Origin of the sequence: Akkermansia muciniphila ATCC BAA-835, from assembly GCF_000020225.1 — a bacterium.
In the GTDB taxonomy this organism is placed as follows: Bacteria; Verrucomicrobiota; Verrucomicrobiia; order Verrucomicrobiales; family Akkermansiaceae; genus Akkermansia; species Akkermansia muciniphila.
The window spans coordinates 2,496,265-2,522,536 of sequence record NC_010655.1 but is presented as its reverse complement, the minus strand read 5'-3'; the positions used below and the strand labels follow the sequence as shown (position 1 = coordinate 2,522,536).

22 protein-coding genes and 2 tRNA genes are annotated in these 26,272 nt (G+C 54.9%); 15 read left to right on the top strand and 9 right to left on the bottom strand.

Annotation, left to right across the window (positions count from 1 at the left end):
* Nucleotides 1-8: 8 nt before the first annotated feature.
* The gene (locus tag AMUC_RS11075) at nt 9-605 is read right to left on the bottom strand and encodes a GNAT family N-acetyltransferase (RefSeq protein ID WP_012421097.1); all 597 of its coding nucleotides are present in this window, start codon (nt 603-605) and stop codon (nt 9-11) included.
* Nucleotides 606-906: 301 nt separating this feature from the next.
* Between AMUC_RS11075 and rbr the strand changes: the two genes are divergently transcribed.
* The 3 genes from rbr to AMUC_RS11060 all read left to right on the top strand — a co-directional run bounded on the left by rbr (nt 907) and on the right by AMUC_RS11060 (nt 4,494).
* Nucleotides 907-1,482: a rubrerythrin gene (gene rbr / locus AMUC_RS11070; RefSeq protein WP_012421095.1), complete on the top strand. Its 576-nt coding sequence runs from the start codon at nt 907-909 to the stop codon at nt 1,480-1,482.
* Between the two features lie 48 nt (nt 1,483-1,530).
* Complete coding sequence (locus AMUC_RS11065) at nt 1,531-4,224, top strand: cytochrome c biogenesis protein CcsA (protein ID WP_143245883.1); 2,694 nt, start codon at nt 1,531-1,533, stop codon at nt 4,222-4,224.
* Nucleotides 4,225-4,419: 195 nt separating this feature from the next.
* Nucleotides 4,420-4,494 (top strand) — tRNA-Val (locus AMUC_RS11060).
* Between the two features lie 237 nt (nt 4,495-4,731).
* Here the strand turns inward: AMUC_RS11060 and katE are convergent.
* Nucleotides 4,732-6,987, bottom strand: coding sequence for a catalase HPII (gene katE, locus AMUC_RS11055; protein ID WP_012421093.1), 2,256 nt, complete (start codon nt 6,985-6,987; stop codon nt 4,732-4,734).
* 524 nt (nt 6,988-7,511) lie between these two features.
* On the opposite strand from katE, the gene AMUC_RS11045 reads away from it, so the two are divergent.
* From AMUC_RS11045 to AMUC_RS11025, 4 genes are all read left to right on the top strand, one after another.
* Nucleotides 7,512-7,961, top strand: coding sequence for a Jag family protein (locus AMUC_RS11045; protein ID WP_031931498.1), 450 nt, complete (start codon nt 7,512-7,514; stop codon nt 7,959-7,961).
* The gene (locus AMUC_RS11040; RefSeq protein ID WP_012421091.1) at nt 7,961-8,956 is read left to right on the top strand and encodes a hypothetical protein; all 996 of its coding nucleotides are present in this window, start codon (nt 7,961-7,963) and stop codon (nt 8,954-8,956) included. The genes AMUC_RS11045 and AMUC_RS11040 overlap by 1 nt, the downstream gene beginning before the upstream one ends.
* A gap of 158 nt (nt 8,957-9,114) precedes the next feature.
* Entirely contained in the window at nt 9,115-12,696 is a 3,582-nt protein-coding gene (locus AMUC_RS11035; protein ID WP_012421090.1) for a bifunctional proline dehydrogenase/L-glutamate gamma-semialdehyde dehydrogenase, read from the top strand.
* A 464-nt stretch (nt 12,697-13,160) separates the two neighbouring features.
* Nucleotides 13,161-14,315, top strand: a complete 1,155-nt coding sequence (locus AMUC_RS11025; protein WP_012421089.1) for an acyltransferase — start codon at nt 13,161-13,163, stop codon at nt 14,313-14,315.
* 699 nt (nt 14,316-15,014) lie between these two features.
* Here the strand turns inward: AMUC_RS11025 and AMUC_RS11020 are convergent.
* The 3 genes from AMUC_RS11020 to AMUC_RS11010 are packed head-to-tail and all read right to left on the bottom strand — an operon-like array spanning nt 15,015 to nt 16,233.
* Complete coding sequence (locus tag AMUC_RS11020; protein WP_012421088.1) at nt 15,015-15,272, bottom strand: hypothetical protein; 258 nt, start codon at nt 15,270-15,272, stop codon at nt 15,015-15,017.
* Entirely contained in the window at nt 15,269-15,562 is a 294-nt protein-coding gene (locus AMUC_RS11015) for a BlaI/MecI/CopY family transcriptional regulator (RefSeq protein WP_031931492.1), read from the bottom strand. Before AMUC_RS11015 ends, AMUC_RS11020 begins: the two co-directional genes overlap by 4 nt.
* Nucleotides 15,563-15,612: 50 nt before the next feature.
* Nucleotides 15,613-16,233, bottom strand: a complete 621-nt coding sequence (locus AMUC_RS11010; protein ID WP_012421086.1) for a phage connector family protein — start codon at nt 16,231-16,233, stop codon at nt 15,613-15,615.
* Nucleotides 16,234-16,557: 324 nt separating this feature from the next.
* Here AMUC_RS11010 and AMUC_RS11005 point away from each other — a divergent pair, with 324 nt between their 5' ends.
* Genes AMUC_RS11005 through AMUC_RS10990 form a run of 4 tightly spaced genes read left to right on the top strand, consistent with a single transcriptional unit; the run spans nt 16,558 to nt 19,559 of the window.
* Entirely contained in the window at nt 16,558-16,764 is a 207-nt protein-coding gene (locus tag AMUC_RS11005) for a hypothetical protein (RefSeq protein WP_143245884.1), read from the top strand.
* An 8-nt stretch (nt 16,765-16,772) separates the two neighbouring features.
* Complete coding sequence (locus AMUC_RS11000; RefSeq protein WP_012421084.1) at nt 16,773-18,407, top strand: portal protein; 1,635 nt, start codon at nt 16,773-16,775, stop codon at nt 18,405-18,407.
* Nucleotides 18,404-18,685, top strand: coding sequence for a Bbp19 family protein (locus AMUC_RS10995; protein ID WP_012421083.1), 282 nt, complete (start codon nt 18,404-18,406; stop codon nt 18,683-18,685). The genes AMUC_RS11000 and AMUC_RS10995 overlap by 4 nt, the downstream gene beginning before the upstream one ends.
* Nucleotides 18,678-19,559, top strand: a complete 882-nt coding sequence (locus tag AMUC_RS10990; RefSeq protein WP_012421082.1) for a hypothetical protein — start codon at nt 18,678-18,680, stop codon at nt 19,557-19,559. Before AMUC_RS10995 ends, AMUC_RS10990 begins: the two co-directional genes overlap by 8 nt.
* A 421-nt stretch (nt 19,560-19,980) precedes the next feature.
* Here the strand turns inward: AMUC_RS10990 and AMUC_RS10985 are convergent.
* Nucleotides 19,981-20,055: transfer RNA gene (locus AMUC_RS10985), tRNA-Val, on the bottom strand.
* A 173-nt stretch (nt 20,056-20,228) separates the two neighbouring features.
* Here AMUC_RS10985 and AMUC_RS10980 point away from each other — a divergent pair.
* The 3 genes from AMUC_RS10980 (at nt 20,229) to AMUC_RS10970 (ending at nt 21,884) form a co-directional block, all read left to right on the top strand.
* Nucleotides 20,229-20,732: a thioredoxin family protein gene (locus AMUC_RS10980; RefSeq protein WP_012421081.1), complete on the top strand. Its 504-nt coding sequence runs from the start codon at nt 20,229-20,231 to the stop codon at nt 20,730-20,732.
* A gap of 180 nt (nt 20,733-20,912) precedes the next feature.
* On the top strand, nt 20,913-21,257 hold the full coding sequence (locus tag AMUC_RS10975) for a ferritin family protein (RefSeq protein WP_042448418.1): 345 nt from the start codon (nt 20,913-20,915) through the stop codon (nt 21,255-21,257).
* Between the two features lie 282 nt (nt 21,258-21,539).
* Nucleotides 21,540-21,884, top strand: a complete 345-nt coding sequence (locus tag AMUC_RS10970; protein WP_012421079.1) for a ferritin family protein — start codon at nt 21,540-21,542, stop codon at nt 21,882-21,884.
* A gap of 17 nt (nt 21,885-21,901) precedes the next feature.
* Here AMUC_RS10970 and AMUC_RS10965 read toward each other — a convergent pair whose 3' ends face one another.
* Nucleotides 21,902-22,417, bottom strand: coding sequence for a C-GCAxxG-C-C family protein (locus AMUC_RS10965; RefSeq protein ID WP_012421078.1), 516 nt, complete (start codon nt 22,415-22,417; stop codon nt 21,902-21,904).
* 15 nt (nt 22,418-22,432) lie between these two features.
* The gene (locus AMUC_RS10960; RefSeq protein WP_031931484.1) at nt 22,433-23,107 is read right to left on the bottom strand and encodes a DedA family protein; all 675 of its coding nucleotides are present in this window, start codon (nt 23,105-23,107) and stop codon (nt 22,433-22,435) included.
* Between the two features lie 110 nt (nt 23,108-23,217).
* On the opposite strand from AMUC_RS10960, the gene lpxB reads away from it, so the two are divergent.
* Nucleotides 23,218-24,336, top strand: coding sequence for a lipid-A-disaccharide synthase (gene lpxB, locus AMUC_RS10955; protein WP_042448415.1), 1,119 nt, complete (start codon nt 23,218-23,220; stop codon nt 24,334-24,336).
* Between the two features lie 366 nt (nt 24,337-24,702).
* Here lpxB and gdhA read toward each other — a convergent pair whose 3' ends face one another.
* The gene (gdhA, locus tag AMUC_RS10950) at nt 24,703-26,058 is read right to left on the bottom strand and encodes an NADP-specific glutamate dehydrogenase (RefSeq protein WP_012421075.1); all 1,356 of its coding nucleotides are present in this window, start codon (nt 26,056-26,058) and stop codon (nt 24,703-24,705) included.
* Between the last annotated feature and the right edge of the window lie 214 nt (nt 26,059-26,272).

The following is a 26,272-nucleotide window of genomic DNA, read 5'->3' as shown; positions in this document are numbered from 1 at the left end:
TTGGGAATTCAGATATCAGTTTCTTTGAAACGGACGGATGACCTGTTCCAGTATTCCTGATAAACCCGATCCTCCTGTCCATCCAGATTCAACTGGTACAGGCGGAAAGTGACCGGAATATTTTTGGGTTGCCACAGCTCTTCATAGGAATATTGGTAGCGCATGCCCAGCTGTTTCATGACGCCTCCGCTGCGGGGATTCCTGATATCGTGTGTGGCCGTGATGTAGGGCATGCCGTCTTTCTTCAACCGGGCGACAACAGCCCTGGTCGCCTCCGTGGCAAAGCCTCTGTGCCAGAACTCCTGAAGCAATCCGTAGCCGAGGTCATGGCTGTCGTCCGTGCCTGCGTGGATATACCCTGCCGGGAGGTTGCTGTTTTTCGGGCAGATGGCGTAATGATACCCGTAAGGCCGTTTGTACACTTCCCGGTACTTTTCTTTGAACAGGGCCGCCGCTTCTTCCAGGGAAGTTAATGGAAACCACGGCAAATACGTGTTTACCTCTTCATTGCTGTAAATGTTGAACAGGGCCTCCAGATCATTTTCCGTGAATTTTCTCAGTATTAATCTCTCGGTTTCCAATAAGGGGGTATTGGCGGAATTCATGGGTGGAGCTTAAGGTTTTTTTTCGTTTAATTTTACTGTTTGCACAGGGGGTGTCAAATGATCCGGTTCATGCTTAGGCCTGATGCTGCGGTACGGGTTCCTGCCTGTTTCCCAGGATGCCGTTTTGCTGCCGGCGCGTATGGGGGACAGCAGAAGCGTGTATGGCGACAGTTTTCCCAAATGGGGAAACTGCCGTATGTTTTTCCGGATATGCACATTTTTTAGATTCATTCAATATTTGCTTGTTTTTTCACGGCGTCTTATTAGGATGCTTTCGTTTACGCAACCAGATGACTAATTTATGAAATCCATCAAAGGAACAGAAACAGAAAAGAATCTTCTCAAGGCTTTTGCCGGGGAGTCAGAAGCGCGCAACCGCTACACCTACTTTGCCGGCGTAGCCAAGAAGGCCGGTTACGAACAGATTGCCGCTATCTTTCTGGAAACGGCCGACAATGAGAAGGAACATGCCAAGGTATTTTTCAAATTGCTGAAAGACGCTTGCATTGAAGTAACGCACGCCGTCTGCACGGCTCCCCTGGAATCTACGGAGGATTGTCTGCTGGCCGCCGCCGCCGGTGAACATGACGAATGGTCCGACATGTATCCTGCATTTGCCGAAGTAGCGGACAGGGAAGGCTTCCCCGCCATTGCGGAAACTTTCCGCAAGATTGCCTCCGTGGAGCAGCACCATGAAGCCCGCTATCTCAAGCTGGCTGAAAATGTGCGCGAAGGCAGGGTTTTTGCCAAGGAAAAGGAAATCCAGTGGAAGTGCCGCAACTGCGGTTATGTACATACCGGTTCCACTGCCCCCAAGGTATGTCCGGCCTGTGCGCATCCCCAGGCATTCTTTGAAGAACTGGCGGATAACTTTTAATAACCTTTTCTCCAGGAATATGATTGGGGCCGGTTTCACGAGTTGATCGTGCAATCGGCCCTCTTTTTGGACTACGGACGCCTTACGCTGATGGACAGGGAACGAACGGATGCGGTATGGAAAAAATATGGACGCAGCCTCTGGAATTTTGCCGGAAGCTACGGCTTAGGCATTGCCCTGATGCTGATCCTTCTGGTGCTGACCTTTGCCGGGACGCTGCACCAGGTGCGGTTGTCTTCTGCCATGGGGTCGGAGGCTGCCATAGAGTCTTTTTTCGGGGCGGCTTATGTGCTGATACCGCTGGGCGGGGAGAACTCCCTGATTTCCCTGCCTTTGCCCGGCATGGGCATTACTTGTGTCCTGCTGTTCGCCAACCTGCTCATAGGCGGGGTATTCCGTATCCGGTGGACCTGGAGGCACGCAGGCGTGCTGGTGGCTCATGGGGGAATTTTGCTGCTGCTGGCCGGCATCATGCTGGGCAACAAAATGACGGTGGCTGTGGAACAGGTGGAACTGCCCCAGGGGGACCGGGTGCACGAGTATTCCCTTCCGTTTGATTTGCGCCTGAACCGCTTTGTGCCGGAGTTTTATCCGGGGACTTCCAAGCCTAAATCCTATGAATCCCAGATAACCGTTTTTCCGGAATCCGGCGGTCAGTATGACGCCGTTATCCGCATGAATGAGCCTCTGCGCCTTTCCGGCTGGACGCTGTACCAGATGAGCTGGGGCCAGGATTCCCTGCATCCGGGCAGGCTTATCTCCATTCTCCGTGCTTCCCATAATCCCCTGGAGCAAATGCCCAAATGGTCCTCCTACATCATCGCTGTAGGGCTGCTGTGGCATTTTGCCTGTGTTTTTGGCAGATACCTGCGCCGCAAACCCGGTCTGGCATCTGCCGGAACGGCGGCGACGGATGAACTGCAGGCCGTTTCCGCCCCCGGCGGAAAAAAACGTCTGCGCCTGGCTGGCATTTGCCTGCTGGTAGCGGCCATCTTCGGCATCGGCATGCTGGCGGCGCGGCCTGACGTCCATCCGGTTCTGGTGGAACATTATGTGCCCTGGTCTCCCTTTTTGGTGGAGCGGGCCGGGGCCATGGCCGTCCAGGACGGCGGCCGCCTGAAGCCTGTTTCTACTTATGCGGGCTTCCATCTGCTCCGGACACTGGGCAAAAGAAGCTTTGTTGTTGATACGCCGGAAGGGAAAAGGAAGCTCTCCCCGGTGGAATGGATGCTGGACTGCATGTTCCGTCCGGAACTGGCGGAACAATACCCTGTTTTTCTGGTCAATCGGGAAGAGGTGGTCAGGCGCCTGCACCTGCCGGACCAGAAAGACAAGCGTAAAAAATACTCCTACGCGCAGCTTGCGGAACGCTGGGAGGAAATGACCCGTGCCGTCCGGGAAATCCGTTTGCTGGGAGAAACTAATCTGACAGAAGCCCAGAAGGAAATTTTGTCCCTTGCCCGCAACTTTGATGTGATGCGGGGCTGGATGCTTGTCTCCCGGATCATGCTGGAAAACCCTGCCGCCATGGAACGGATGGAATTCCCACGCTGGTTTCCTTCTGCCGGCCGCGATGGAGAACGCCTGTGGACGGCTTCCCCGGATAAAGCTGCCGGAGCCTTTTTGGCAATGGCGTCCCTGCTGGAACGCAAAGCTATCGGCATGGCAGGGGCGGAGGCTTCCGCACTGCGGATGAAAGCGGAAGGACTGCTGCTGGAAAAGCTGGCGCAACCCAATGAAGCCGCCTCCGCCGGAGAGCGGCACAGCCTGGAAAGAGAAATTTTCTACTACCGTCTGGATCCGCTTTATGTTTCCCTGGCCGTTTTTGTGGCGGCGTTCGTGTGTCTGCTGCTCTGCGCACTTTTCCGCCCAGCCGCCAACGCTCCCCTCTGGCGGCGTTTTCTCCGGCCCGGAGGTTTCAGCCTGGCGTGGCTGACAGGCGCGGGCGGAGCCGGAGTGCTGGTTGCGGCGCTGGTCATCCGCGTGCTCATCACCATGAGGTCCCCGGTGGGCAACACGTATGAAACCATCGCCTTTATCGCCTGCATGGGAGTTCTCTGCGCTCTTGTGGTGGAACTTTTCAGTAAAAAGGGAATTGTACTGGCGGCCGGGCTTTTGCTTGGGGCTTTCTCCTGTCAGATGGGTATTTTGTATGAATCCTCCCAGGCTGTGGACCATATGGATCCCCTGGTGGCCATCCTGCGCTCCAACTTCCTGCTTTCCACCCATGTCATTACCATTGTGCTGGGGTACGCGGCCGGGTTGCTGGCGGCGGTGCTCTCCCATATATACCTGCTGGCTTCCCCCTTGCGCCTGATTGGCGGAAAAACGGAACAATCCCTGGACCGCATGGCTTACGGCATCTTGTGTTTTTCCCTGGTGTTTACGCTGGTGGGAACGGTTTTTGGGGGGATTTGGGGCAATGAATCCTGGGGGCGCTTCTGGGGCTGGGATCCCAAGGAAAACGGAGCGTTGATGATTGTACTGTGGCAATTGACCGTATTGCATGCCCGGAAAGCCGGATGGCTGTCTTCCTGGCTGCTCCACTTCAGCAATGTAGTGGGCGGCGTTATCATTGCCTTTGCCTGGTGGGGCGTCAATATGCTGGGAGTGGGGCTGCACTCCTACGGTTTCACTTCCGGTCGGGATGCGTTAGACATGTTCTATTGGTCCGAAGCTGTATTGTGCGTCCTCTTCATTATCCTGCATTACCGCGCGCTCCGGCGCGTAGATGTCAGGTAGGGAAACAGGTTTCGGAAATAATACGGAAACATATTCCCGGAAAGGAACAGGAAATCTTTGTCTGCCTTCTTTCCTTTTTCTGTAATTTGCGGTGTCCGGATTTTACAGGCATGGAGAACAGAGAAATGAGGACGCATTTTTTTCATTTTCTCCTTGCCGGTCCTGCTTTCCCGGTATATATTCCCTCCACCTCACGCACGGATAGCTCAGTGGTAGAGCGGCTGTCTTACACACAGTTGGTCGGGGGTTCGAATCCCTCTCCGTGTACCAAAAGCTTTCTTTTTGAATAAAAAGCCCGCACAATGAAAGTGCGGGCTTTTTCGTTGTTTTTTAGAGGGTTAATTAATAAATAGTTTGTTAGGTGACAGGGTATGACGGGATATGAATAGTTGCTTTTTGATGCTAGTTATGATGCTATAACTCCTCGGATTTTTTAATAAAAACGGCTGCCGCGCCTTTCGACGGGGCAGCCTGTATTGGGAAGCGGTTCCTGAATAAGGAACGAATCTAGGCGCCGAAATCAAGGGTTTTAGGCTCGCGGCTCCAGACGCGGTGCTGTTTCATGGCCGTGATGAAGGAGGGCATCAGGGATTTGGTGTCCTTCGGCATGAGCAGTCCGGCATCATCCATATCCTGGGGCAGGGAGGCTGCCTCAAGCATGGCTTTGGCGTTGCCGGGCAGTCCGATGGCTTTCAGGTGCCTGTAGGCCTGGCGCAAATGGTACTTGGCATCTCCGTCTTTCAGGAGCGCTGCGATGCTTTGTTCTCCTTCCGGGACGATGACGGAGTCAAACAGGACGGAAGGAGTGCCGGACAGAGTCCCGTTAACAGGCAGATCTTCCCCTTCTTCCGTTGTTACGCTTCCCATGTGCGGGGCAATGATTTGGGGGTGGATGCCTTCTTCATGCAGGGCCTCGCAGATTTCTTTCACGGATTTCAGGCTGACGCCGTCCGCTGCCAGTAAAGAGACGCGGAGGCCTTTGAGGTTGCCGTCCGTATGGGCATACAGGCTCAATGACGGATCTTGTTCCAGGCCGCAGACGGGCCTGGGAAGTTCCCTGCTGAGCTGTTCCCTGGTGAGTTGAATTCCCAGGTTGCGGGCCACTCCGCTTGCCAGGTCCGGATCAATGCGTGTCAGAAGGTCCACCACGCGTTCCCGAATATAGGGGCGCGTCACCTTGCCCAGCTCAAAGCTGAACGCGTTGATAATGTGCTCCTGTTCCACCGGAGTTTGACTCATCCAGAACAACCGGGGGTGGGAATAGTATTCCGCGAAGGAGGGGTTCCGCAGACGTTCCTTGACACCGCTTACCGTCTGGGGGCTGGTGGTGAAGCCGCCTTTCTCCGGGGGCGTTTCTCTCGGCCAGTTGTTCCCGATGGAATTGGGATCATAGTTGGCCGGAGAGGCGTCTATCTGCATACGGTGGAAGCCGTCCCTCTGGTTGTTGTGGAAGGGGCAAATGGGGCGGTTGATGGGAATTTCCGTGAAATTGGCTCCTCCCAGCCGGTGCCGCTGGGTATCGCTGTAAGAGAAAATACGGCCCTGGAGCAGCGGATCGTCTGAAAAATCAATGCCCGGCACGATATTGGCGGGGCAGAAGGCTACCTGTTCCGTTTCCGCAAAAAAGTTGTCCGGGTTGCGGTTCAGCACCATTTTCCCGACGATTTCCACGGGAACCAGAGCTTCCGGAATGAGCTTGGTAGCGTCCAGAATATCGAAGTCGAGCTGGTCTGCGTCTTCTTCCGGGATGAGCTGCAGACCCAGCTCGTATTCCGGATAATCTCCGGCTTCAATGGATTGCCAGAGATCCTTGCGGTGGAAGTCAGGATCGCGTCCTGTCAATACCTGGGCTTCATCCCACACCAGGGATTTTTTCCCGTACACCGGTTTCCAGTGGAAACGGACGAAAGTGCTTTTTCCTTCTTCATTGACCAGTTTGTACGTATGGATGCCGAACCCTTCCATCGTACGGAAGCTTCTGGGGATGCCGCGGTCCGACATGGCCCACATGACGTTATGCAGAGTTTCCGGCTGCAGGGAGACGTAGTCCCAGAAAGAGTCATGGGCCGTCTGCCCCTGGGGCATTTCATTGTGGGGTTCCGGTTTGACGGCATGAACGAAATCCGGAAATTTGATGGCATCCTGAATGAAGAAGACGGGCGTGTTATTGCCTACCAGATCATAGTTGCCTTCCTTGGTATAGAATTTGGTAGCCCAACCGCGGATATCCCTTACTGTATCCGGAGATCCTCTGAAGCCCTGCACGGTGGAAAAACGCACAAAGACCGGGGTTTTTTCTCCCGGATCCTGCAAAAAAGCCGCTTTGGTGTACTTGGAAAGGGATTTGTACACCTGAAAATAACCATGTGCCCCGGAACCTCTTGCGTGAACCACGCGTTCCGGTATCCGCTCCTGGTCAAAATGAGCCATTTTCTCCAGAAAGTGGAAGTCTTCAAGCAGAGAGGGGCCTCTGCTTCCTGCTTTAAGTGTGTTTTGATCATCGGATATTTTAACTCCCAGGTTGCTTGTGAGGGCCTGTCCCATGCCGTTGGAGCGCATGGCATCCAGCTCCCTGATTTTTTCCGTAGCGTTATCCGGCATCTTCATGGAACCGGGCGCGGAAGGTTCCGCATTGGGCGGCGTAGGTTTTGGAGTGGGTTTGATCAATTCCGGATCAATTGTATCCGTATAATGGGGAGCAGCTTCTTTTCCATTGGGAAAAGGGGCGGCGCTGTCTTCCATGGGCGGTTTCTTTTTTTTCATTGGCTTGTTCATGAGGGACCGGATTTTTCTATGTGGGTAATAGTTCGACTTCCCTTTTTCCGGGGATGTTCCGTCCTGTTTTGTCATCAGTATTTCTCCGGAGCTGATGAAAATTTTTTTATAGAAACTGTTATTTAAGATTTTATGTAATAAAGAACGGGCTGTGCGGAGATGCCTTTTTGATTGGCATGGCTGTGGATGTCTGTATTCCATGTTTCATTGGCGGCAGGGAGAAGCGGAGATAACCGGGGTACGGCCGCGGGCAGGCAGAAAACAGTCGCCTCCTTTCTGAGCGGTGTTTCCTGCATCTGGTTCCGAAGGAGGAACGGAACCGTGTTGCCGGAAGGCAGGGCAGGGACGGTATTGCGTACATGATATGGAACGGAGCTTCCACAAATTTTCATAGACGAGGGGAATAAATAGGTTATGATTTTTATGTCAATCGGGTATTGGAGAAAAGGCTCGCACCGTCCGGCGCGAGGCGGTTTTCCGGTATGGAACCCTTTTCCTATTAATTTAAAGTAATGACGGTGCAAGAAATAGCTGAACAGAGTTTGAAGAGCCTTCTGGCTTCGCTGGGGTTTTCTGCGGATATCGAAGTAACGGAAACGGACGGCATCGTGTGCCTGAATATTTCCTCCCCGGATTCACAGTATATCATTGGAGGGGACGGGGACAGGCTGGATGACCTTCAGTATCTGGTCAACCGCATGATTCAGCGCAAGATGGAAGATGCTCCCCGCGTGAAGGTGGATTGCGACCATTACCGGGAGCGCAACGAAGCCCGTTTGCTGGAAAAGGCCCGTTCCCTGGCCGAACGCGTCCAGGAGAGCGGCAAGCCGATGAAGATGCCTCCGTTGAATGCCTACCACCGCCGCCTGGTGCATAATGCCCTTCAGTCCATGGAAGGAATTGTGACGGAGTCCGAAGAAGGGGACAGCCGTTACAAGCGCATTACCATCAGAAAGGGCTGATGGATGGCAGTTTATTCATGAGGGCTTTAGCGGTCATTGCGTTTTTGGCGCTGGCGTTTCCGGGACGTGCGGAAATGGATGCCCTTTCCGTCTCCTGTTCTGCGGCTCCCTCCCTTCCCTCCCCTGTTCTGGTTGTGTACGGTTCAGAGGAACCCGGTTCAGCGGAAGCCCGTTGGTTGAAAGCTCTCCAGCCGGGCACGGAAGAACGCCGCGCGCTGGATGAATATGTGCGTGACGTGCAGTTTGTCACGGTTCCCAGACATCCTTCCGTGAAGGATTGGGAAGAAGACGGCAGCCTGTCCCGTGCGGTGATGCATGGTGTGCGCATGCTGCCTTCCGTGGTTTTTCTTGACTCCAAGGGACGTGTATTCGACCTGGTGGAAGGAGGGGCCTCTGCAGCTTCCCTACGGGAAAAAGTGTCCCTGCTTGCGGAAAAAGCGCAGCGCGTGCGGCCGGTGACGCGGGTGAATGATATTCCGAAGGGCGGGGACCCTGCGGCAGAAGCCTCCGCCATTTGCCGGGAGCTGGAACAGGTGCCTCCGGAAGCCTGGTTCCGGGATTATCCTGGCACCATGAAGCGTCTGGAAAAATTGAACTGTACGGTTCCGGCTTTTCTGAACGCCCGGGAGGCGGCCCTTCGTCTGGAGAAAAACAGGAAAACGGCTGAATTGCTTGGCGAGTCTTTCCGGGCCAGCAAAGCTTCTTCCATACGAACATGCCTGGAAGCATGGCGTACCTGCGCGGATGACCCCTCGTTATCCGTGGAGGAGCGCCAGTTAATTCTGCTCTCCATGGTGCATCCCCTCTGGGTGCGGCTGGAAAAGGTTCTGTACCGGGAAGCCCACACTCCGGAAAGCGAGGATGCCTTCAACCAGGCGGTTGCGGTTTTGGAAGAGGTCCGGGACATGAACCGTTCCAGCGTTTGCGGCAGACGGGCGCACCAGCTCAGGGAAGAGCTGAGAAGAGCCCGTCTGGCGGCTGCGCGGTATGATTGATGTGTCTTTCCTGAGTTGCCGGAAATGGACAGGAAGGCCCCCCTGCTTCCGTCACGGAATCAAGGGATGCGTTTTCCTCCGTGATTCCTCTTTCCACAGGAAGGACCGGGCAAATTGGCTTGATTTTGCCCCTGTCCGGGGCTAGTCTTCGAACCGTTATGACAGATTCATCCATCCCGGACATGATGGCGGAGGCTCGCCGAGGCCAATGGACTGACCAGCAACTGGCCGCCAAGGCTGTGGAACTGGCGGAGTCCATTTTAAAGCAGTCGAATGCCGGGATGAGAGGGAAAGAGAAGAGGCAGGCGCAGCAAATGGAGCGCATGATGAATGATCCGGCGGGCAAGGCGTTTACGCTGGCACTGGCGGATCGTGTGTTCCGTCCTTCTTCTCCGGTGCGGGGTGCTGAGTTGTTCCGCTATCTTTTGGACGGATATGGCGTTCCCCGTTATTTGTCTGCGGCGGACCGTTTCGCCATAAAAATGGGGGGGAGGTTTTCCGCTCAATTTCCGGGTGTGGTCATGCCCGTGATTACCAGCCAGTTGAGAAAGGAGAGCTCCAATGTAATTCTTCCTGCCGAGGATGGAAAACTGCGCCCCCACCTGCGCCGCAGGCGCAAGGGCGGCATCCGGATGAATATCAACCAGCTGGGAGAGGCCATTCTGGGTGAAAGCGAGGCGCACCACCGTCTTCAGCAGGTCGTGGACCGGCTGACAGACAAGGACTGTGACTATATTTCCGTCAAGATTTCAGCCATTTTCAGCCAGATTCATCTGGTAGCCTTTGAAGAAACCGTCAAATTGATTCAGGAGCGCCTGCGCATCCTGTACCGGGCGGCCATTACCAATGCGGTAACGTTGCCGGACGGTTCCAGAAAGCCCAAGTTCGTGAATCTGGATATGGAGGAATACCGTGATCTTCATCTGACGGCGGAAGCGTTCAAACGTACGTTGATGGAGGATGAATTCATGCAGCTGGAGGCGGGGATTGTGCTCCAGGCCTATTTGCCGGATTCCTGGGAGGAGCAGATGAAGCTGTGCGCCTGGGCGAAGGAACGCGTGGAGCAGGGGGGGGCGCGCATCAAAATACGCCTGGTGAAAGGCGCCAACCTGGCGATGGAGAAGGTGGAGGCCTCCATGCATGGCTGGGCGCAGGCCCCGTATGGCACGAAAGCCCAGGTGGATGCCAATTACAAGAGAATGCTCCATTACGGCTGCATGCCGGATAATGCCAGATATGTGCAGTTCGGCGTAGCTTCCCACAACCTGTTTGATTTGTGTTATGCCATGCTGCTGCGTGAGCGGGAAGGCGTGCGTGACCAGGTGGAATTCGAAATGCTGGAAGGGATGGCGAACCATCAGGCGCGGGTCATCCGCCAGGCGGCGGACGGTCTGCTCCTTTATGCCCCTGTGGTTTTGAAGGAAGATTTTCACAGCGCTATTGCCTACCTGGTCCGGAGACTGGATGAAAATACCAGTGAGGAGAACTTCCTGCATGATCTCTTCGGTATGACACCGGGGTCCCGGAGCTGGGAGGTCCAGAAAAAGAGGTTTTTGAAGGCTTGTCAGGAAAAGGATGAGGTGAAGTACGGCCCCAACCGCACGCAGAACCGCGCTGCGGATCCCATCCAGCCCTCACATTACCGGGACGCCTTTGCCAACGAGCGGGATACGGACTGGTCCCTGCGGCAGAATGCGGAATGGATCAACGGGCTGATTGCCGCGGAGAAGGAAAAATCCGGCGAGGAAATCCCTCTGGTTATAGATGGTGAGGAAATTACGACTAATCTATGGGGCGTGGGGCGCGATCCGTCCCGCCATAATGAAGTTTCCTATAAATTCGCTTATGCGGATTTTGACCAGGTTGAACATGCCTTGGTCACGGCAGACAGGGTCCGCTCCTCCTGGGCGTCCAAAAGCATTGGCGAACGCGCTGAAATCCTGCACCGGGCGGCGCAGGAGCTGTCCAGAATCAGGGGGGAAGCCATTGCTGCCATGGTGAGGGATGCCGGGAAAGCTCCCACGGAGGCTGATGTGGAGGTGAGCGAGGCCATAGACTTCTGCCGCTATTACGCGGAAGGCTTGGACCGCGACGGAATGAACGACGGCGTGGAAATGTCCCCGCTGGGTATCATTTGCGTGATGTCTCCCTGGAATTTCCCCTTCGCCATTCCGACGGGCGGTGTAGCTGCCGCCCTGATGGCGGGAAATGCCGTGGTGTTCAAACCGTCCGAACTGGCCGTTTATACGGCTTGGCAGATTGTCCAGGCGTTCTGGCGTGCCGGTGTGCCTAAAAACGTCCTTCAATTCGTGCCGATGCCGCGCAATGAAATTTCCTGCAAGTTTCTGATGGATCCCCGTTTGAACGGTGTGATCATGACGGGATCCTACCGCACCGGAAAAATGCTGCGCGAACTGCGGCCTGACCTGCATGTGCTGGCTGAAACCAGCGGAAAGGATGCCATGATCATCACTGCTACGGCTGATCCGGACCAGGCTGTAAAGGATTTGGTGAAAAGCGCTTTCGGTCATTCCGGACAGAAGTGTTCCGCCGCCAGCGTGGCTATTGTGGAGGCTTCCGTTTATGACAATCCCGCCTTTTTGCGTCAGTTGAAGGATGCCGCCGCCAGCCTGAAGGTAGGCGGATCCTGGGAAGTCAACTCCGTGGTGACGCCGCTCATCAGGGAGCCGGAAGGGAATCTGCTCCGTGCGCTGACGCAGCTGGAACCCGGGGAGGAATGGCTGCTCAAGCCGGAACCTTCGGAAGACAACCCGTGCCTCTGGTCTCCCGGCATCCGGCTGGGGGTGAAACCGGGAAGCTGGTTCCATCAGACGGAATGCTTCGGTCCGGTATTGGGAATCATCCGTGCGGAAAACCTGGAGGAAGCCATTGACATCCAAAACGACTCCGAATTTGGCCTTACCGGCGGCCTTCAGTCCCTGGATGAACGGGAAATTGCCTTGTGGAAAACTAAAGTGCAGGTGGGCAACGCGTACATCAACCGTGTCATCACCGGCGCCATTGTCCGCCGCCAGCCGTTCGGCGGGTGGAACCATTCCTCCATGGGGCCTGGAGCCAAGGCCGGAGGTCCCAACTACCTTACCATGCTGGGAAGTTGGGAGGAAAAGGCGCTGCCCCAAAAGCTGCGCACGCCGGGTGAACGTATCTCCGGACTGGTGGAAAAACTGTGTTCCGAGCTGCCGGACTGCGCCAAGCGCATCCGTTCCGCAGCTGGTTCCCAGGCCAAGTGGTGGATGGAGGAATTCGGCGTGGATCATGATCCCTCCCGTGTTTACGGAGAAAATAATACCTTCCGCTATATCCCGGTGAAGGGAATTCTGGCCCGTGTGGAAAACATGTCCGACGATGACGTCGCCATTCTGCTGCTGGGGGCGAAACTGTGCGGGGTACTCCTGCACCTGAGCATAGGGACGAGCCGCCCCTGGATTCAGAAAATGCATGGTTATTATGCTTCCCTGACGGTGGAAACGGAAGCGGAATTGATCGGACGGATGCCGGAAGCCCTTCCAGGCATACGGTTCCTGCGTGGAACAGATATTTCCGAGACTCTGGCCAATGCCGCCCGTGCCCGGGATGTGGAAGTACTGGACCGTCCCGTGCTTGCCAATGGACGGTTGGAACTGCTGGGGTATTTCCGGGAACAGTCTGTTTCCGAAACCGTTCACCGCTATGGCAATCTCATCCCGCCACCAGGCAGTTTTAAAACAGACAGCGTGTGAAGGGTAGGGAAGGCCTGAATCCCGGCTTCCGGGTATCTTAGCCATAAAAATGAAGGGAAATCCTCCTGCCGGTCCAAAAGGAAAACATGGGTGTTGAGTGTGTTCCCCTTCCGTTTCGGAATAGCTCTTCACTGAAAGGAGGAAAAAAATTTTTCTTTGCAAGGAGGGAAGAGGAGTATCCTGTTGAATGAAATATGAACTTCGCCGAATGAGAAAACTTTCACCAGGCCTCACGGTGAACAATTCCGGTGGTGTAGGAAAAGGTTCCGTGATTCTTATGGGGGAAGAGGCGTGGAAGCCTGCAGGAAGCGCAGGCTTTCCCGAAGAGTTTTCCCCTGTTGCCGGGAGGGAGGGATTGGGGGCTTTTTGTTTCTTTTCTCCATTTGATGATAGAACGTTTCCGGGAAACGGGTATATTATCAGGAACGTTTGCGATGACGCGGCGCTTTTTTTCCCACGTAACCATGAACACCAACCAATCATTGAACTCCCGCGGCGGCCACATCGCCTGGGTGGACTTTCTGCGTATTCTGGCCTGCTTCCTCGTTGTCCTAGCCCATTGCTGTGATCCGTTCGTTGGAAGTTTTGACGGTTCCTTCAACTTTAAATCCGCTGTCTTCTGGGGAAGTCTGGTACGGCCGTGCGTGCCTTTGTTTGTCATGATCTCCGGAGTGTTGCTTTTTCCCGTCACCTTGGAAATGGGCGCTTTTTACTCCAGGCGCCTCAAGAGGGTGCTGGTTCCGCTCATTGTCTGGTCACTGGCGCTTCCCTTGCTCTACTTCGGATACTTTGCCGCAGGCGTTCAAACGGCCAGCCCCAACATCGTGATGGACACTTATACTTGGAGTGCCACCGTCGGCAAGCTGTATACCTTCTTCTTCAACTTCAACTATGATACCACGCCCCTGTGGTATGTATACATGCTGGTAGGCCTGTACCTCTTCATGCCCATCATGAGCGCGTGGCTGACGCAAGCCAGAAGGAAAGATGTGAAAATCTTCCTGGGCATCTGGATATTCAGCATGACTCTCCCCTACATCCAGATGCTTGCTCCGGCACTGGGTTATGAGGGCAATTACGGCAACATGGGTATTCTGGGTGTTTGCGATTGGAATCCGTACGGTATGTTTTATAACTTTTCCGGATTCCTGGGATACATGGTGCTGGCGCATTACCTGACCAAATACCCACTGGCCTGGAGCTGGAAAAAAACGCTGTCCATTACTATTCCCCTCTTTTTGATTGGTTTTGCCGTTACGTTCTTCGGCTTTCTGGAAACACAGAAGCACTTCCCCGGCCAGTATTCCAAGCTGGAAGTGCTCTGGTATTTCTCCGGAATCAATGTATTCCTGATGACCTTTGCCATCTTTGCCGTCGTCAGCCGGCTCAGAATCAAGGCTGGTCCAGTGCTGAGCAAGGTGGCGGCGCTTACTTTCGGCGTGTATCTGTGCCACTTCTTCTTTGTCCAGTGCTCCTATGACTTCGTGAACTTCATCGGGCTGGGAGGGCTGCCCTCCGCCGTGAAAATTCCGTTGATGGCCTGTCTGGCCTCCGCTGTCTCCGCGGCGTTGGTATGGCTGTTGAGCCTGAACAGGTGGACGCGCAAAAGCATCATGTAAACCGCGGATATTTTCCGCAGGGCGCTTCGGGACCACGGCTATCCCGGGGTGCCTCTTCTTTTGTGGAAAACAGAATAAAACGGTTTCCGGGGAGAGTCCTACAAAATTCTGGACGGGAAAGAGGGAACAGGCTAGGATGTTTCCGCATCGTGCACAGGCCTTGGTTGCCGGAGATGCGGGCTTTTTAACGTATGAAAAGCTCCTCTCCCGGTCTTCCTTCCGCCGACCCCAAGCTCACAGGAAATTTCCGGAATACCGGCGATTTTCGTAATCCGTTGGGGTTCTGATCTTGACAACTATCATCTCTTTTTACGACCTGGAATCTTTGTACCTCCCATGGGAGGTTGGCGCAAAACGCCCGTTGCACTGTTGATAATCAGTGCCATAGACGCCCAGGAGTCGCACTCTCATGAGTGCGTGGATTGAAACCCCCATATATTATCAGCTACAATGGTCATATTATGTCGCACTCCGCAAGGAGTGCGTGGATTGAAACCTGTACCCCGGATTCCGGAGGATAAAAACAATAGAAAGTCGCACTCCGCAAGGAGTGCGTGGATTGAAACTATTGCTCGTTGCTTGTCTGGCCGTCACAACATCCGTCGCACTCCGTAAGGAGTGCGTGGATTGAAAAAGAAAAAGCTCTTCGAGCTTGTTTGGTCTAGAGAGCTTTTTTTGTTCCATCATCTTGTTAAGTTGTCAGGAAGAGGGGTGATTATTGAGATTGAGTTCTGCCGGGGGGAGGGACTGGAGCAGATCCAGGATGGGGTCCTGTGGTGCAGCGCCCATTTCCCGCTGGCGTTTGAATTCCTCCTCTTCCTGCTGAAGGGCTGCCAGTTTGGTGTCTTCCACCAGCGCCTTGAATTTGTCCGCCTGAGAGTATTCCCCGTCCTCGTCCCGGAAAACACGGGCCAACCAGCGGCGTTTTTCTTCCGTACTGAGCAGAGGATTTTTCATGTGCCGGGGAATGTATTTTTATCCAGCAGGTTTCCGGCAAGCTGTTCTCCATCCGCAGTGGGCCGGTAAACATAAGGGCGACCGTCTCCAATACGGTTGACATATCCCTGCGCAATAAGATCCTGCAGGATATTGGTGACGGTATTAGGGTGCAGGCGTGTGGCTTCCGTAATGGTGCTGTGGCGCCTGTATCCGGCAATGACGGCCAGGATGACCTGGGCACTGCTGAGGCGGAAGTCCAGCCTGCGGACGTTGGAGGCAAATATCTGTATGAAATCCAGTGCTTTCATGAGCATGTATTCACAACTTATTATTATGTTATTTGCTTATTATTCTCATGTTATTCACATTCTTCCGTGCAAGAGGGCGATTTGGTTTTTCTCAGCAAATCCAGCAGCGGGTGGGAATCATTGGAAAAGCACTGCACCGCATTGACGGTAGCCGCCTGCGGAAGAATGATTTTATGGAATTCCTGGTTAAGATTCTGGCGCAGGCTTTGGTTGCCCGTCAGGGGCATGGCCAGTTTTTCTGCCAGCCGGGTGGCCAGTGCGTCCATGAAGAGGGGATCGAATTGGTCGGTGTTTTCAATATCGGCAATGTAGCTTAGGGGCAGCGGGGCGCAGGAAGCATGAATGCGGCGTCCCTGCATTTTCCATTCCGAGCATTCCACATCCAGCACGCGCAGGCAGTCTGCGGGCAGCGTGAATTGATAGGGGGTCAGGGAATTGGGCGCCTGTGCGGAAACGGAGTCCAGAGTGGTTTGCGTGGCGGCGAATGTCCAGCGCGCCATGCAAAGGGTTTCCCTGCGGGCCGGATGGTAATGAAGAACGCAAAGGCGGGATGCCGTGGATTCATTGGCAATCAGCGCGTCCAGAGGTGCCTCCCCTATTTTGGAGAGGGCCGCGTTGCAGATGTCCAGCGCGGATGGCGTATCCGGCTGAAGTAAGGATTCATTGATCATAGCGCCCTATGTTTTGGAGGAAACGGATGCGGAATGCATCACGTTTGGAGGCGACCTCTTTGATGCCACCAATGGCATGTATGCGTCCGGTTTTTCCTCAGGTGCATTTTTTGCCGATTTGTTTATTTGATAAATGCAAGCACTTGCCCGGATTGTTCGGGCAGGTGGAGAGAGCTCCCTTTCCTTCCATGGGAAAAGAACGCTCCCGCCGCATGGATTGTCTGTGAGGCGGGCGTCCGGCATCCTCTGGAGCCTTATATCCGGCAGAAGGGAAGGGGAATCAGTATCAACCATGAATAGAAAGCAAAAGAAATTATGGGATTTATGAAACCGTCCACACCTTCCGCTTCTGCTCCAGAGCAGACCATCCCGGTCAAGGCGGAGAGCGTGGAACAAGAAGTAGGGGAAGATTATCAGGCCCGGGAACGGCAGAGGCAGGGAATGATTTCCACCATTCTGGCGCGCCGTCATTCTTCCTCCGGGCAGGGGGAGGTTAATCCGCGGACTCTGCTTAGGAAAACTCTGGGATAGGCGCTGCCATGGAAGAAAGAACTGCGGAATTGAATTCCGTGTACAAGTCCCTGGCCGCCCAGCGCGCGCCATGGGAAACGTGGTGGGACCGTCTGAGGGATTACGTGCTGCCTCGCCGCCTGAATCGGGAAGGGGAGGTTTCCCTACCCAACAGGGACGCCATGGACCGCATGACGGATACTACTGCCGTGGAGGCATGCCAGAAGCTGGCCAGCGGCCATATGTCCTATATTACGCCCAGCCATGACGTATGGTTCAAGTGGTCGGCTCCGGATGACCGGGGAGGCGACGAGGCGGAGGCCTGGTATAACCAGTGTTCGGAAATTGCCCTGAAAGAATTGTCCGTTTCCAATTTTTATACGGAGATTCATGAGTGTTTTCTGGACCGGGTGGCTTTGGGGACCGGAAGCCTGTTTACGGGCACATCCTCGGACGGAAGGCTGTTGTTTACCAATATTCCGTGCGGACAGTTCGCCTGTGCGGAGAATGCGGAAGGCCGGGTGGATACCTACGTCAGGGAGTTTACCTACACGGCTCATCAGGCACGCTCCATGTTCGGGGTGAAAGCTCTGGGGCCCAAGGCTCGGGAAGTTCTGGAGCGCGGAGGCAATCCGTATGCCACAACTCTGAGGTTTCTGCATGTGGTGCGCCCGCGCACCCGGCGCAGCCGCCGCAGGGAGCAGGCCTCCCACATGCCGTTTGAAAGCGTTTACCTGTCTCTGGACGACCAGGTGATCGTGGAGGAAGGGGGATACATGGAGTTCCCTTATCTGGTAACCCGCTTTTTGAAGTGGGGCAGCGGCCCGTACGGTCTGGCTCCCGGCAGGCTGGTGTTTCCCGCCATCCAGCAGGTGCAGTTCCTGAACCGTATTCTGGACACTCTTGGCGAGGTGGCCGCCTTTCCCCGTATTCTGGAGCTCGCCAACCAGATTGGGGAAGTGGATTTGCGGGCCGGCGGCAGGACCGTCATTACCCCGGAGGCCGCTTCCCTTCACCTTCCCCGGGAATGGGCTACGCAGGGCAAGTATGATGTTGGGATGGACCGTCTGGCACAGAAGCAGGATGCGATACGCCGTGCCTATTATCTGCCCATGCTGGAGCTTTGGAGCGGGCACCGCGGCAATATGACTGCCACGGAGGTCATGGCGCGGGAGAATGAGCGCGTCTTGATGTTTTCTCCTTCCTTCACGCTGTTTGTGAGTGATCTGTATTCCACAATGACACGCATTTTTTCCCTGCTGTTCCGGATGGGCAAGTTTCCCAGGCCACCCCGTGCGGTATTGAGGGTAGGGAGGGACGGCTCCGTTGCCGTGGGAGAACCCAGGGTTGTCTATCAGTCAAAGATTGCCCTGGTGCTCAGGCGCTTGCAGAGTGAAGGGATGGACCGCAGCCTTCAGCGGCTGAATATGATGATGCAGGCTGCCCCGGATTTGGCGGATCATGTGGACTGGGACCACTGTTTCCGCCTGTCCGCCCGTGTGGACGGTGCCCCGGAGAGCATGCTGAGGCCCTGGGCCGATGTCCGTGCCATGCGGAAGGAACGGGAGGACCTCCAGCAGGGAGCCTCCCTGGCTCCGGCGGAAGAGGATCCTTATGCTTCCCTCAATCCCTTGCTTGACCAGTTAACCGCGATTCAGAAATGAACCAGGATACGACATTGCAGCAGGAGGCCTCCGTCCGGGAGGCCCGTTTCAAAAGGCGCCAGCTTCTCCGGGTGTTTGACACCCCGGACGGGCGTGAGACTCTTTCCTTTCTGGAAGCCCGTTTCCAGACTGATTTGCCCGTTTTTCAAGGAAGTCCGGGGAATTACGATCCTCTGGACGCCATGAGAAGGGATGCCTACAGGGAGATCTTTCTGTACATCCGCCGCCAGCTCCAATTAGCCATTAAAGAAACCACAGAAGAAGAGAAAAATGATTGATTCCATTGATAACAGCATGGCCGCTCCTTTCAGGGATGCGGTGGGTTCCGGGGCCGTTTCCCCGGAGACGGACGCGCTGTCCGAAACCGCAGTTCAAACTGAACCTTTTCCTCCCCTTCTGGGTGAGGACGGAGGTTTTGCTCCGGATTGGTACGCCCGGTTTGATGAGTTGAAAGGGATGGAGAAATCTCTTTCCAAGTTTAAGACGCCGGAGGCTCTGGCGAAGAGTTACGCGGAGCTGGAACGCCTGCGACGTTATCCCGGTGTGGAGAATGAAGAACAGATGGCGCGGTTCCGCCGGCTGGCCGGATTGCCGGAGTCGGAGGAAGAATACCGTCTGGAACGTCCTGAATCCACGCCGGAAAGCGAATGGAATGCCGGGCTGGCAGAGCGTATGGCCCGCACGGCCTATCGTTACGGAGTACCGCCGGAGGCAATGAATGCTCTTCAGGAGACAATGGCCCAGGCATATGACGAGGCCCGTGAGCACATGGAAGATGCCCGGATGGAGATGGAAATGCAGGCGGAACAATCCCTTCAGCAGGAATGGGGCGCCAATTATGAACGCAACATGGGCAGGGCTGCCGCCGTTCTTCGGCGGCTTGCCTCTGAAACAGGGGTGGATGCGGATGCTTTACTGGATAATCCGGGACTCGGTTCCAATCCGGATGCAATCCGCCTGTTGTACCAGGCATCACGCCTGCTTGATGAAGCTCCTCTCCATCATACAGGAAATGCGGCGCCTTCCCCTGCGGAGGAAGCCATGCGGATGGAATCGGATCCATCCCATCCTCTTTATGAGGCGTATATGAATGTGAACCATCCCAATCATAAATATGCCAATGAGTTATATGATCGTTTGACTACCCGTTAATTTCCCGGACGTTTTAACCGGCGGAGTCTCATAAAAAGCAAGCCCGGCGGAATGCTTTCCGCCGGGCTTTTAATAGTCATTGTTTCATCAGGGAAGGAGGGGGTAAGGGCTGGGGCCTTAAGCTGCCCTCCTACCATTAGCGTCCCGGGAAGGGGCTTGTGTTCAAAAAAAGTTGGAAAAACATTTTTCCCTGTATGGGAGACTAATGAGGTTAAATGCTCATCATATCTTTCACTGTAAGTGAGTAAAGAGGGAGATATCCGGTATTTTTTCTTATCAGCGCAAACTTCTGCATTAACCGTCTCTTTATGCCGGCATTTTTCAATTGAGCCTGTTACGGGGGAAGGCTGATGCTATGTCTATTGACTGGAGGGAGGCAATGAAAAACCCCGTCCGGAAAGGAACGGGGTTTTAAGAAAAATGGTACGCGGTATAGGATTTGAACCTACGACCTCCACCATGTCAAGGTGTTGCTCTACCACTGAGCTAACCGCGCATTTGTAAGTGCGGGCGGATTATTACCCGATTAAGGAGGAAAGAGCAATACTTTTTTTGAGAACGCCTCATTTTGGGGACGGGGGACGGAAGAGTTCCTTCGAGGAAAAAGACACTGATTTCTCTTCCTATACAAAGTATTTCTGCTAGTCTGAGAGGAACGTTTCACAGAGTATGATGAACAGACATTTTATTTTTGCATTGTGTACTGTGCTGGGGTTCAGCGTTTCCGGCATTTCCATGGCTCAAAGCGTTCCCACGGACAAGGAAGCCGCAGCCAAGGCTGCCAAGGCGGCGAAAGTGAAATTCCGCTGGGGCAAGAGCCTGAAAAGCGCTCAAAAGCAGGCGGAGGAAACCGGCCTTCCCATTGTTCTTCTTTTCACGGGAACGTCCTGGTGCGGCTTTTGTGTTAAGCTGGAGAAAGAAATCCTTTCCAAAAAGGACTTCAAACAAGGCATGGACGGCGTGGCCATTGGCGTCAAATTTGAGTTCGGCAGTTCGGATTTCAGCAAGTCCAAGGAAGCCAAGACGTATAACATTACCGGCGTGCCGGCCATGGTGGTGGTGGATGCGGATGGCAAGGAGCTGGGCCGCACGGGTTATGTTCCCGGCCGTACTCCCGCCCAGTACGTTGAATTTTTCAAGAAATACGCACCCAAGACTGCGGAAGGCAAGTAAGGCAGGTGCTCCGGAGAGGAGCTTGATTAACAGGAGCGGCGGACGAGAATCCGGCGCTCTTTTTTTGTTCCGGCAAGAGAGGCTGGAAATTTGTTCGCTGGACTGCTTTAAGGCCACCATCGTATAAAAGTTATGACAAAGCATATTGAATGAATGGGTTACGTATCAGGTCCCATCTGCATGCCTGAATTTACGAATGCATTTAGCGGCCTAAAGGAGGATCGGAAACTCACCCATGACGAATTGGTGAGAGCCATCCGGTTTATGATCGCAGCGGAATATGAATCCATCCAGCTTTATACCCAGCTTGCCGCCTCCATTGATGACAAGCTGGCTCAAGAGGTGCTTTGGGATATTTCCAATGAGGAAAAGGAACACGCGGGCGAATTTCTCCGCCTCCTCCAGGTGCTGGCCCCTGACGAGCAGGGCTTTTATGACGAGGGGATGGGGGAAACCAATGAAAAGATTGACAAGCTGAAGGCGTCCTGCCCGGACGGCGCATGCAGCAGTTCCGCCGCCCATTGACGGTGCTTTTCATCCTTTGCTGTAAAACGTCCGGTTTTCTTCAGGTGAAGCCGGGCGTTTTTCTGTTCCGGTCTTGCGGTATCTCTTTTCCTTATTACGTGCCAGTGGCGGGAATGTATTGTAAAAGCGAGCAGTATAAGTGAAACCCCGTGCTTCATCCGTATTCGGGATGATACTGGCCTTCTTAGACCATTGGTTATGAATAAAAATTCAAAGAATGTCGCTGAAAATATATGACAGGAACATTTTGAATGTATTCATTGCAGTCTGGGTCATATCTGCATGCCTGAATTTACAAATGCATTTAGCGGATTAAAGGAAAACCGGAAACTCACCCATGGCGAATTGGTGAGAGCCATCCGGTTCATGATTGCAGCGGAATATGAAGCTATCCAGCTTTATACCCAGCTTGCAGAATCCATAGACCATAAGCTGGCCCAGGAAGTTCTGCTGGATATTTCCAATGAGGAAAAGGAACACGCGGGCGAATTTCTCCGCCTCCTCCAGGTGCTGGCCCCTGACGAGCAGGGCTTTTATGACGAGGGGATGGGGGAAACGAATGAAAAGATAGACAAGCTGAAGGCGTCCTGCCCGGACGGCGCATGCAGCAGTTCCGCCTCTCATTGACGGCGCCTTGCGTATGGTTAAAGCGCCCGGTTCCCCTGCAAAGGGGGCCGGGTATTTTCATGATGCCGGGCTTTTGCTTCCAGCTCGGCCGCGCAGCGGGCGCAGAAGGCAATGCAGCGTTCACAGGGGCGGGAGGCGTAATAGGCGGCAGTCCTTTCTCCGGGGCGCGCCGTTTCCGCTGCCAGGCTCTCCGGAGACAGCCCCAGCAGTTCCCGGCAGTAAAGAGTGCCGAATTCCTGTTTGAAGGAGGCGGCCAGGGATTGGACCAGGGAAAAGATTTTTTCCTTTTCTCCAGTTTCCGGGGAACTGTTTCCGTACAGGCTCCCCGCCAGCATGCTCATTCCGCAAAAAGCGCCGCATACCTCCCGCATGCGTCCAATGCCTGCCCCCAGGGGAGAGGACAGTTTCAGGGCCGTTTCTTCCGTCAGGCCGCAGACATCTGCAAAAGCAGCAAAAACGGATTGGGAACAATTATATCCCTGGTGGAAATACTCCAGCGCCCGGGCTGCCCGGTCTTCCTTGGAAGGGATCATGGGAAAAAGGGGGGGTTACTGCTCTTTTTCTGCGGACGTGTCCGCTGCGGCTTTTTCCGGCTTGTTGCGGTCCGTCAGACGAAGCATGAGTATGTAACAGACGGCCAGAACCAGCACGGCCAGAATAAGGGGGAGACTTTCGCTCTTGACGGTGCGGATCAGCTCCTCCGGAGATTTGAGCAATTCCGGATGCCGTTCCCCGATGCGGTGCCCGTACCAGGCGAGCACCGTACACCAGGCAAACGAGCCGAGCACGGTGACCAGGGAGAAAATGCCGAATCCCATGCGGACAATGCCGGCGGGAATGGAAATGAGGTGGCGGATGACGGGCAGAAGGCGGGCGAAGAAGACACCGGAAACTTCGTACCGCTGAAGGAAGATTTCCGCTTTTTCCACCTTGTGGGGCGGCATGAAAAAGAATTTGCCCCAGCGCATGATGACCGGGCGGCCCACGATTCGGGCCACGGCATAGGTTATGGCAGAACCCAGCCAGGAGCCGAACGTTCCGGCAGCCACCACTCCCCAGAAGCTCATGGATGCTCCTTCCTGGGCGGACAGGATGGCCGCGGGCGGGATGACCACTTCGCTGGGAACGGGAAAGATGGAGCTTTCCATGGCCATCAGGACGATGACACCCGCATATCCCCAGTCCTGCACCCAGGACATCCAAAGTGAGATCAACTCATGCATAACGGCGCGTATCTTGCATTAAAATCCTTGAAAGGAAAGTCTTTTATTGCGTCCCGGGAACGGGGCTGGTAAGGTAGGGAGGCGTCCGGCGTGCGCCGATGCAGATAGTGATGAAGCTTTATATTATAGCAGGCGAAAAGAGCGGGGACATTCATGGCGCCCTGCTGTTGAAGAATCTGCTGCGCCTGATGCCCGGCATGGAGGTCGCAGGGTTGGGCGGCCAGGGCATGCACGCGTTATGTCCCGGCGTGGAAGACTGGGCGGATGAAGCCGCCGTTATCGGCGTGGTGGAGGTGCTCAAAAAATACGGATGGTTCAGAAGGCGTTTTCTCTCCATTCTGGAAAGGATACGGCAGGACCAGCCGGATTGCCTTGTTTTGATTGATTATCCGGGGTTTAATCTGCGGCTGGCGGAGAGGGTCCGCAAGTGCTGCCCCCGCACCAGAATCGTTTATTTTATCTCCCCGCAGGTGTGGGCATGGCATCGCGGGCGCATTCCCAAGATGGTGCGCATGCTGGATTTGATGATGTGCATCTTCCCTTTTGAGGCTCCCTTGTTCCAGGAAGCCGGACTGAGAACGGAGTTTGTGGGGCATCCCCTGGTAGATGAAATTGCTTCCATCCGTAAGGAGGGCGTCCGGGATCCGTCACTGGTCGGTCTTTTTCCCGGCAGCCGGAACCGTGAAATTGACAGGCATTTCCCGGTATTTATAGAGGTAGTGAACCGCCTTTCCCGGGAACGTCCGGAACTGTCTTTTGAAACCGCCGCTTCCACGGAGGCTCTGGCGGAAAGAATGCGCGGCATGGTGCGGAAGGCCGGCATGCCTCCGGAACTGTTCCACATTGCGGTGGGAAAATATCATGAGCTGATGGACCGCGCCGCCGTGGGAATTGTGGCTTCCGGCACCGCCACGATGGAAGCCGCCTTGCACCGTCTGCCGTACATGCTGGTGTACAAGGTTCCCCTGCTGACGTACTGGATGGCCCGCATGCTCATCAAAATACGCTTCATCGGCATGGTGAATATCCTGGCGCAGAAACCCGTGGTGAAGGAGCTGGTTCAGTTTGATTTTACACCGGACAAGGTGATTGATGAAATAGAACGCCTGCTTGTTCCGGAAAACAGGGATGTCCTGCTGGAGGAAATGAAACAGGCCTCCGACAAGTTGGGGCAGGGAGGGGCGGCGGAACATGCGGCTCAGGCCGTCTGCCGCCTGTTAAATGAATAACAGTGCCTTTTAAAAATCGGAGCCGGGGAAGCGTTTTTCCGGTTCTTGATGCAGGAACATGAAGAAGGGGAAGAGAATGGCCCTTCAAATTCCGGAGACAGGTCATCTGGCTCGTTTTTGACCGCCCAGTCCAACTCGGAGGGTGCATACCCGGAGACTGCCGTGGTGCAGCAGACAAAGTCCCTGCAGCCGGGAAAAAGTCCTGAGGGTTGCCGGGAGGCTTTTGAAGTCCTTCCGCCGTCATGTCTGGCTCATACAGGAAAAAGGAACTTCCGGAGTGGAGACGTTTCCGCAGAAAAGAGAAGCGCCGGGCGAACCCGGCGCTTCTGGTGTGTTTTACATTGGCAGCAAGTATGTCGGCCGGGGTCAGACTACCCCCTGGTCGATCATGGAATCCGCCACTTTCACGAAGCCGGCGATGTTGGCGCCGGTGACGTAGTTGGTGAAGGATTTGTCGGAGGAGTATTCACGGGCGTGGGCCACGGCGTTTGCGTGGATGTTGGCCATGATGGTCTTCAGCTTGTGGTCCACTTCTTCACGCGTCCAGGAGAGGCGCTGGCTGTTCTGGGACATTTCCAGGCCGGAGGTGGCCACACCGCCGGCATTGGCGGCCTTGGCCGGGCCGTACAGGATTTTGGCGGCCAGGTAGGTTTCAATGCCTTCCAGATCCGTAGGCATGTTGGCGCCTTCCGCTACCAGGGTGCAGCCGTTCTTGATGAGGGTGCGGGCGTCTTCCCCGTTGATTTCATTCTGCGTGGCGGAGGGGAAGGCGCAGTCGCACGGAACGCTCCAGGGACGCTGGCCTTCAAAGTACTGGGCTTTCGGGAATTGCTTCACGTATTCCGCAATGCGTCCGCGGCGCTTGTTCTTGAGTTCCATGACCCAGGCCAGCTTTTCCGGGGAAATGCCGTCCGGATCGTAAATATAGCCGTTGGAGTCGGACATCGTGACCGCTTTCGCGCCCAGTTCGTTAAGTTTTTCCACGGTGTACTGGGCCACATTGCCGGAACCGGACACCAGGCAGACTTTGCCCTGCAAGTCGTCGTTGCGGGTGGCGAGCATGTTCTGGGCGAAGTATACGCAACCGTAGCCGGTGGCTTCCGGGCGGATGAGGGAGCCGCCCCAGTTCAGGCTCTTGCCGGTGAGAACGCCGGTGAATTCGTTGCGGATTCTCTTGTATTGTCCGAACAGGTAGCCGATTTCACGGCCGCCCACGCCGATGTCCCCCGCGGGAACGTCCGTATCCGCGCCGATGTGGCGCTGAAGCTCCGTCATGAAACTCTGGCAGAAGCGCATCACTTCATTATCGCTCTTGCCCTTGGGGTCGAAGTCGGAACCGCCCTTGCCGCCGCCCATGGGGAGGGTGGTGAGGGAGTTTTTGAAAACCTGTTCAAAACCCAGAAACTTCAGGATGCCGAGGTTGACGCTGGGATGGAAGCGGAGGCCGCCCTTGTATGGTCCGATGGCGCTGTTGAATTCCACACGGTATCCGCGGTTCACCTGAACCTTGCCCTGGTCATCGATCCACGGCACGCGGAACAGGATGGTTCTTTCCGGTTCCACGATCCGTTCCAGAATCGCGTGGTCTTCATACTTGGAATTCGCGGCCAAAACCGGTTCGATCGTGCTGAGCACTTCCTGAACGGCCTGGATGAATTCTTTTTCGTGGCTATGCTTGGCCTTAACCAAGTCGAGCACGCGCTGGGAATATGTCTGTGCCATCTTTTCTGTTGTTGTATTTGGGTTGACGCTTTACGCGCAGTTTTTCGCACGCGCCTTCCGTTTATCATTCCGCGAAGCGGACTGGCAATCATTTTTTTCCCTGGCGGACTTCAGGGGTCAGTAAGAAAATAGAAAATATGTTTATATGTTGTGATTTGTAAACTGACCCTATTCTTGCTGATTGATGCTTGCCAGAACTGCGTATTCCGGATGC

Bases quoted from the DNA above. Each gene is read 5' to 3' on its own strand.
- AMUC_RS11075 (WP_012421097.1), bottom strand. From the start codon at position 605: ATGAATTCCGCCAATACCCCCTTATTGGAAACCGAGAGATTAATACTG.
- rbr (WP_012421095.1), top strand. From the start codon at position 907: ATGAAATCCATCAAAGGAACAGAAACAGAAAAGAATCTTCTCAAGGCT.
- katE (WP_012421093.1), bottom strand. From the start codon at position 6,987: ATGAAAAAAAAGAAACCGCCCATGGAAGACAGCGCCGCCCCTTTTCCC.
- AMUC_RS11045 (WP_031931498.1), top strand. From the start codon at position 7,512: ATGACGGTGCAAGAAATAGCTGAACAGAGTTTGAAGAGCCTTCTGGCT.
- AMUC_RS11040 (WP_012421091.1), top strand. From the start codon at position 7,961: ATGGATGGCAGTTTATTCATGAGGGCTTTAGCGGTCATTGCGTTTTTG.
- AMUC_RS11035 (WP_012421090.1), top strand. From the start codon at position 9,115: ATGACAGATTCATCCATCCCGGACATGATGGCGGAGGCTCGCCGAGGC.
- AMUC_RS11025 (WP_012421089.1), top strand. From the start codon at position 13,161: ATGAACACCAACCAATCATTGAACTCCCGCGGCGGCCACATCGCCTGG.
- AMUC_RS11020 (WP_012421088.1), bottom strand. From the start codon at position 15,272: ATGAAAAATCCTCTGCTCAGTACGGAAGAAAAACGCCGCTGGTTGGCC.
- AMUC_RS11015 (WP_031931492.1), bottom strand. From the start codon at position 15,562: ATGAAAGCACTGGATTTCATACAGATATTTGCCTCCAACGTCCGCAGG.
- AMUC_RS11010 (WP_012421086.1), bottom strand. From the start codon at position 16,233: ATGATCAATGAATCCTTACTTCAGCCGGATACGCCATCCGCGCTGGAC.
- AMUC_RS11005 (WP_143245884.1), top strand. From the start codon at position 16,558: ATGAAACCGTCCACACCTTCCGCTTCTGCTCCAGAGCAGACCATCCCG.
- AMUC_RS11000 (WP_012421084.1), top strand. From the start codon at position 16,773: ATGGAAGAAAGAACTGCGGAATTGAATTCCGTGTACAAGTCCCTGGCC.
- AMUC_RS10995 (WP_012421083.1), top strand. From the start codon at position 18,404: ATGAACCAGGATACGACATTGCAGCAGGAGGCCTCCGTCCGGGAGGCC.
- AMUC_RS10990 (WP_012421082.1), top strand. From the start codon at position 18,678: ATGATTGATTCCATTGATAACAGCATGGCCGCTCCTTTCAGGGATGCG.
- AMUC_RS10980 (WP_012421081.1), top strand. From the start codon at position 20,229: ATGATGAACAGACATTTTATTTTTGCATTGTGTACTGTGCTGGGGTTC.
- AMUC_RS10975 (WP_042448418.1), top strand. From the start codon at position 20,913: ATGCCTGAATTTACGAATGCATTTAGCGGCCTAAAGGAGGATCGGAAA.
- AMUC_RS10970 (WP_012421079.1), top strand. From the start codon at position 21,540: ATGCCTGAATTTACAAATGCATTTAGCGGATTAAAGGAAAACCGGAAA.
- AMUC_RS10965 (WP_012421078.1), bottom strand. From the start codon at position 22,417: ATGATCCCTTCCAAGGAAGACCGGGCAGCCCGGGCGCTGGAGTATTTC.
- AMUC_RS10960 (WP_031931484.1), bottom strand. From the start codon at position 23,107: ATGCATGAGTTGATCTCACTTTGGATGTCCTGGGTGCAGGACTGGGGA.
- lpxB (WP_042448415.1), top strand. From the start codon at position 23,218: ATGAAGCTTTATATTATAGCAGGCGAAAAGAGCGGGGACATTCATGGC.
- gdhA (WP_012421075.1), bottom strand. From the start codon at position 26,058: ATGGCACAGACATATTCCCAGCGCGTGCTCGACTTGGTTAAGGCCAAG.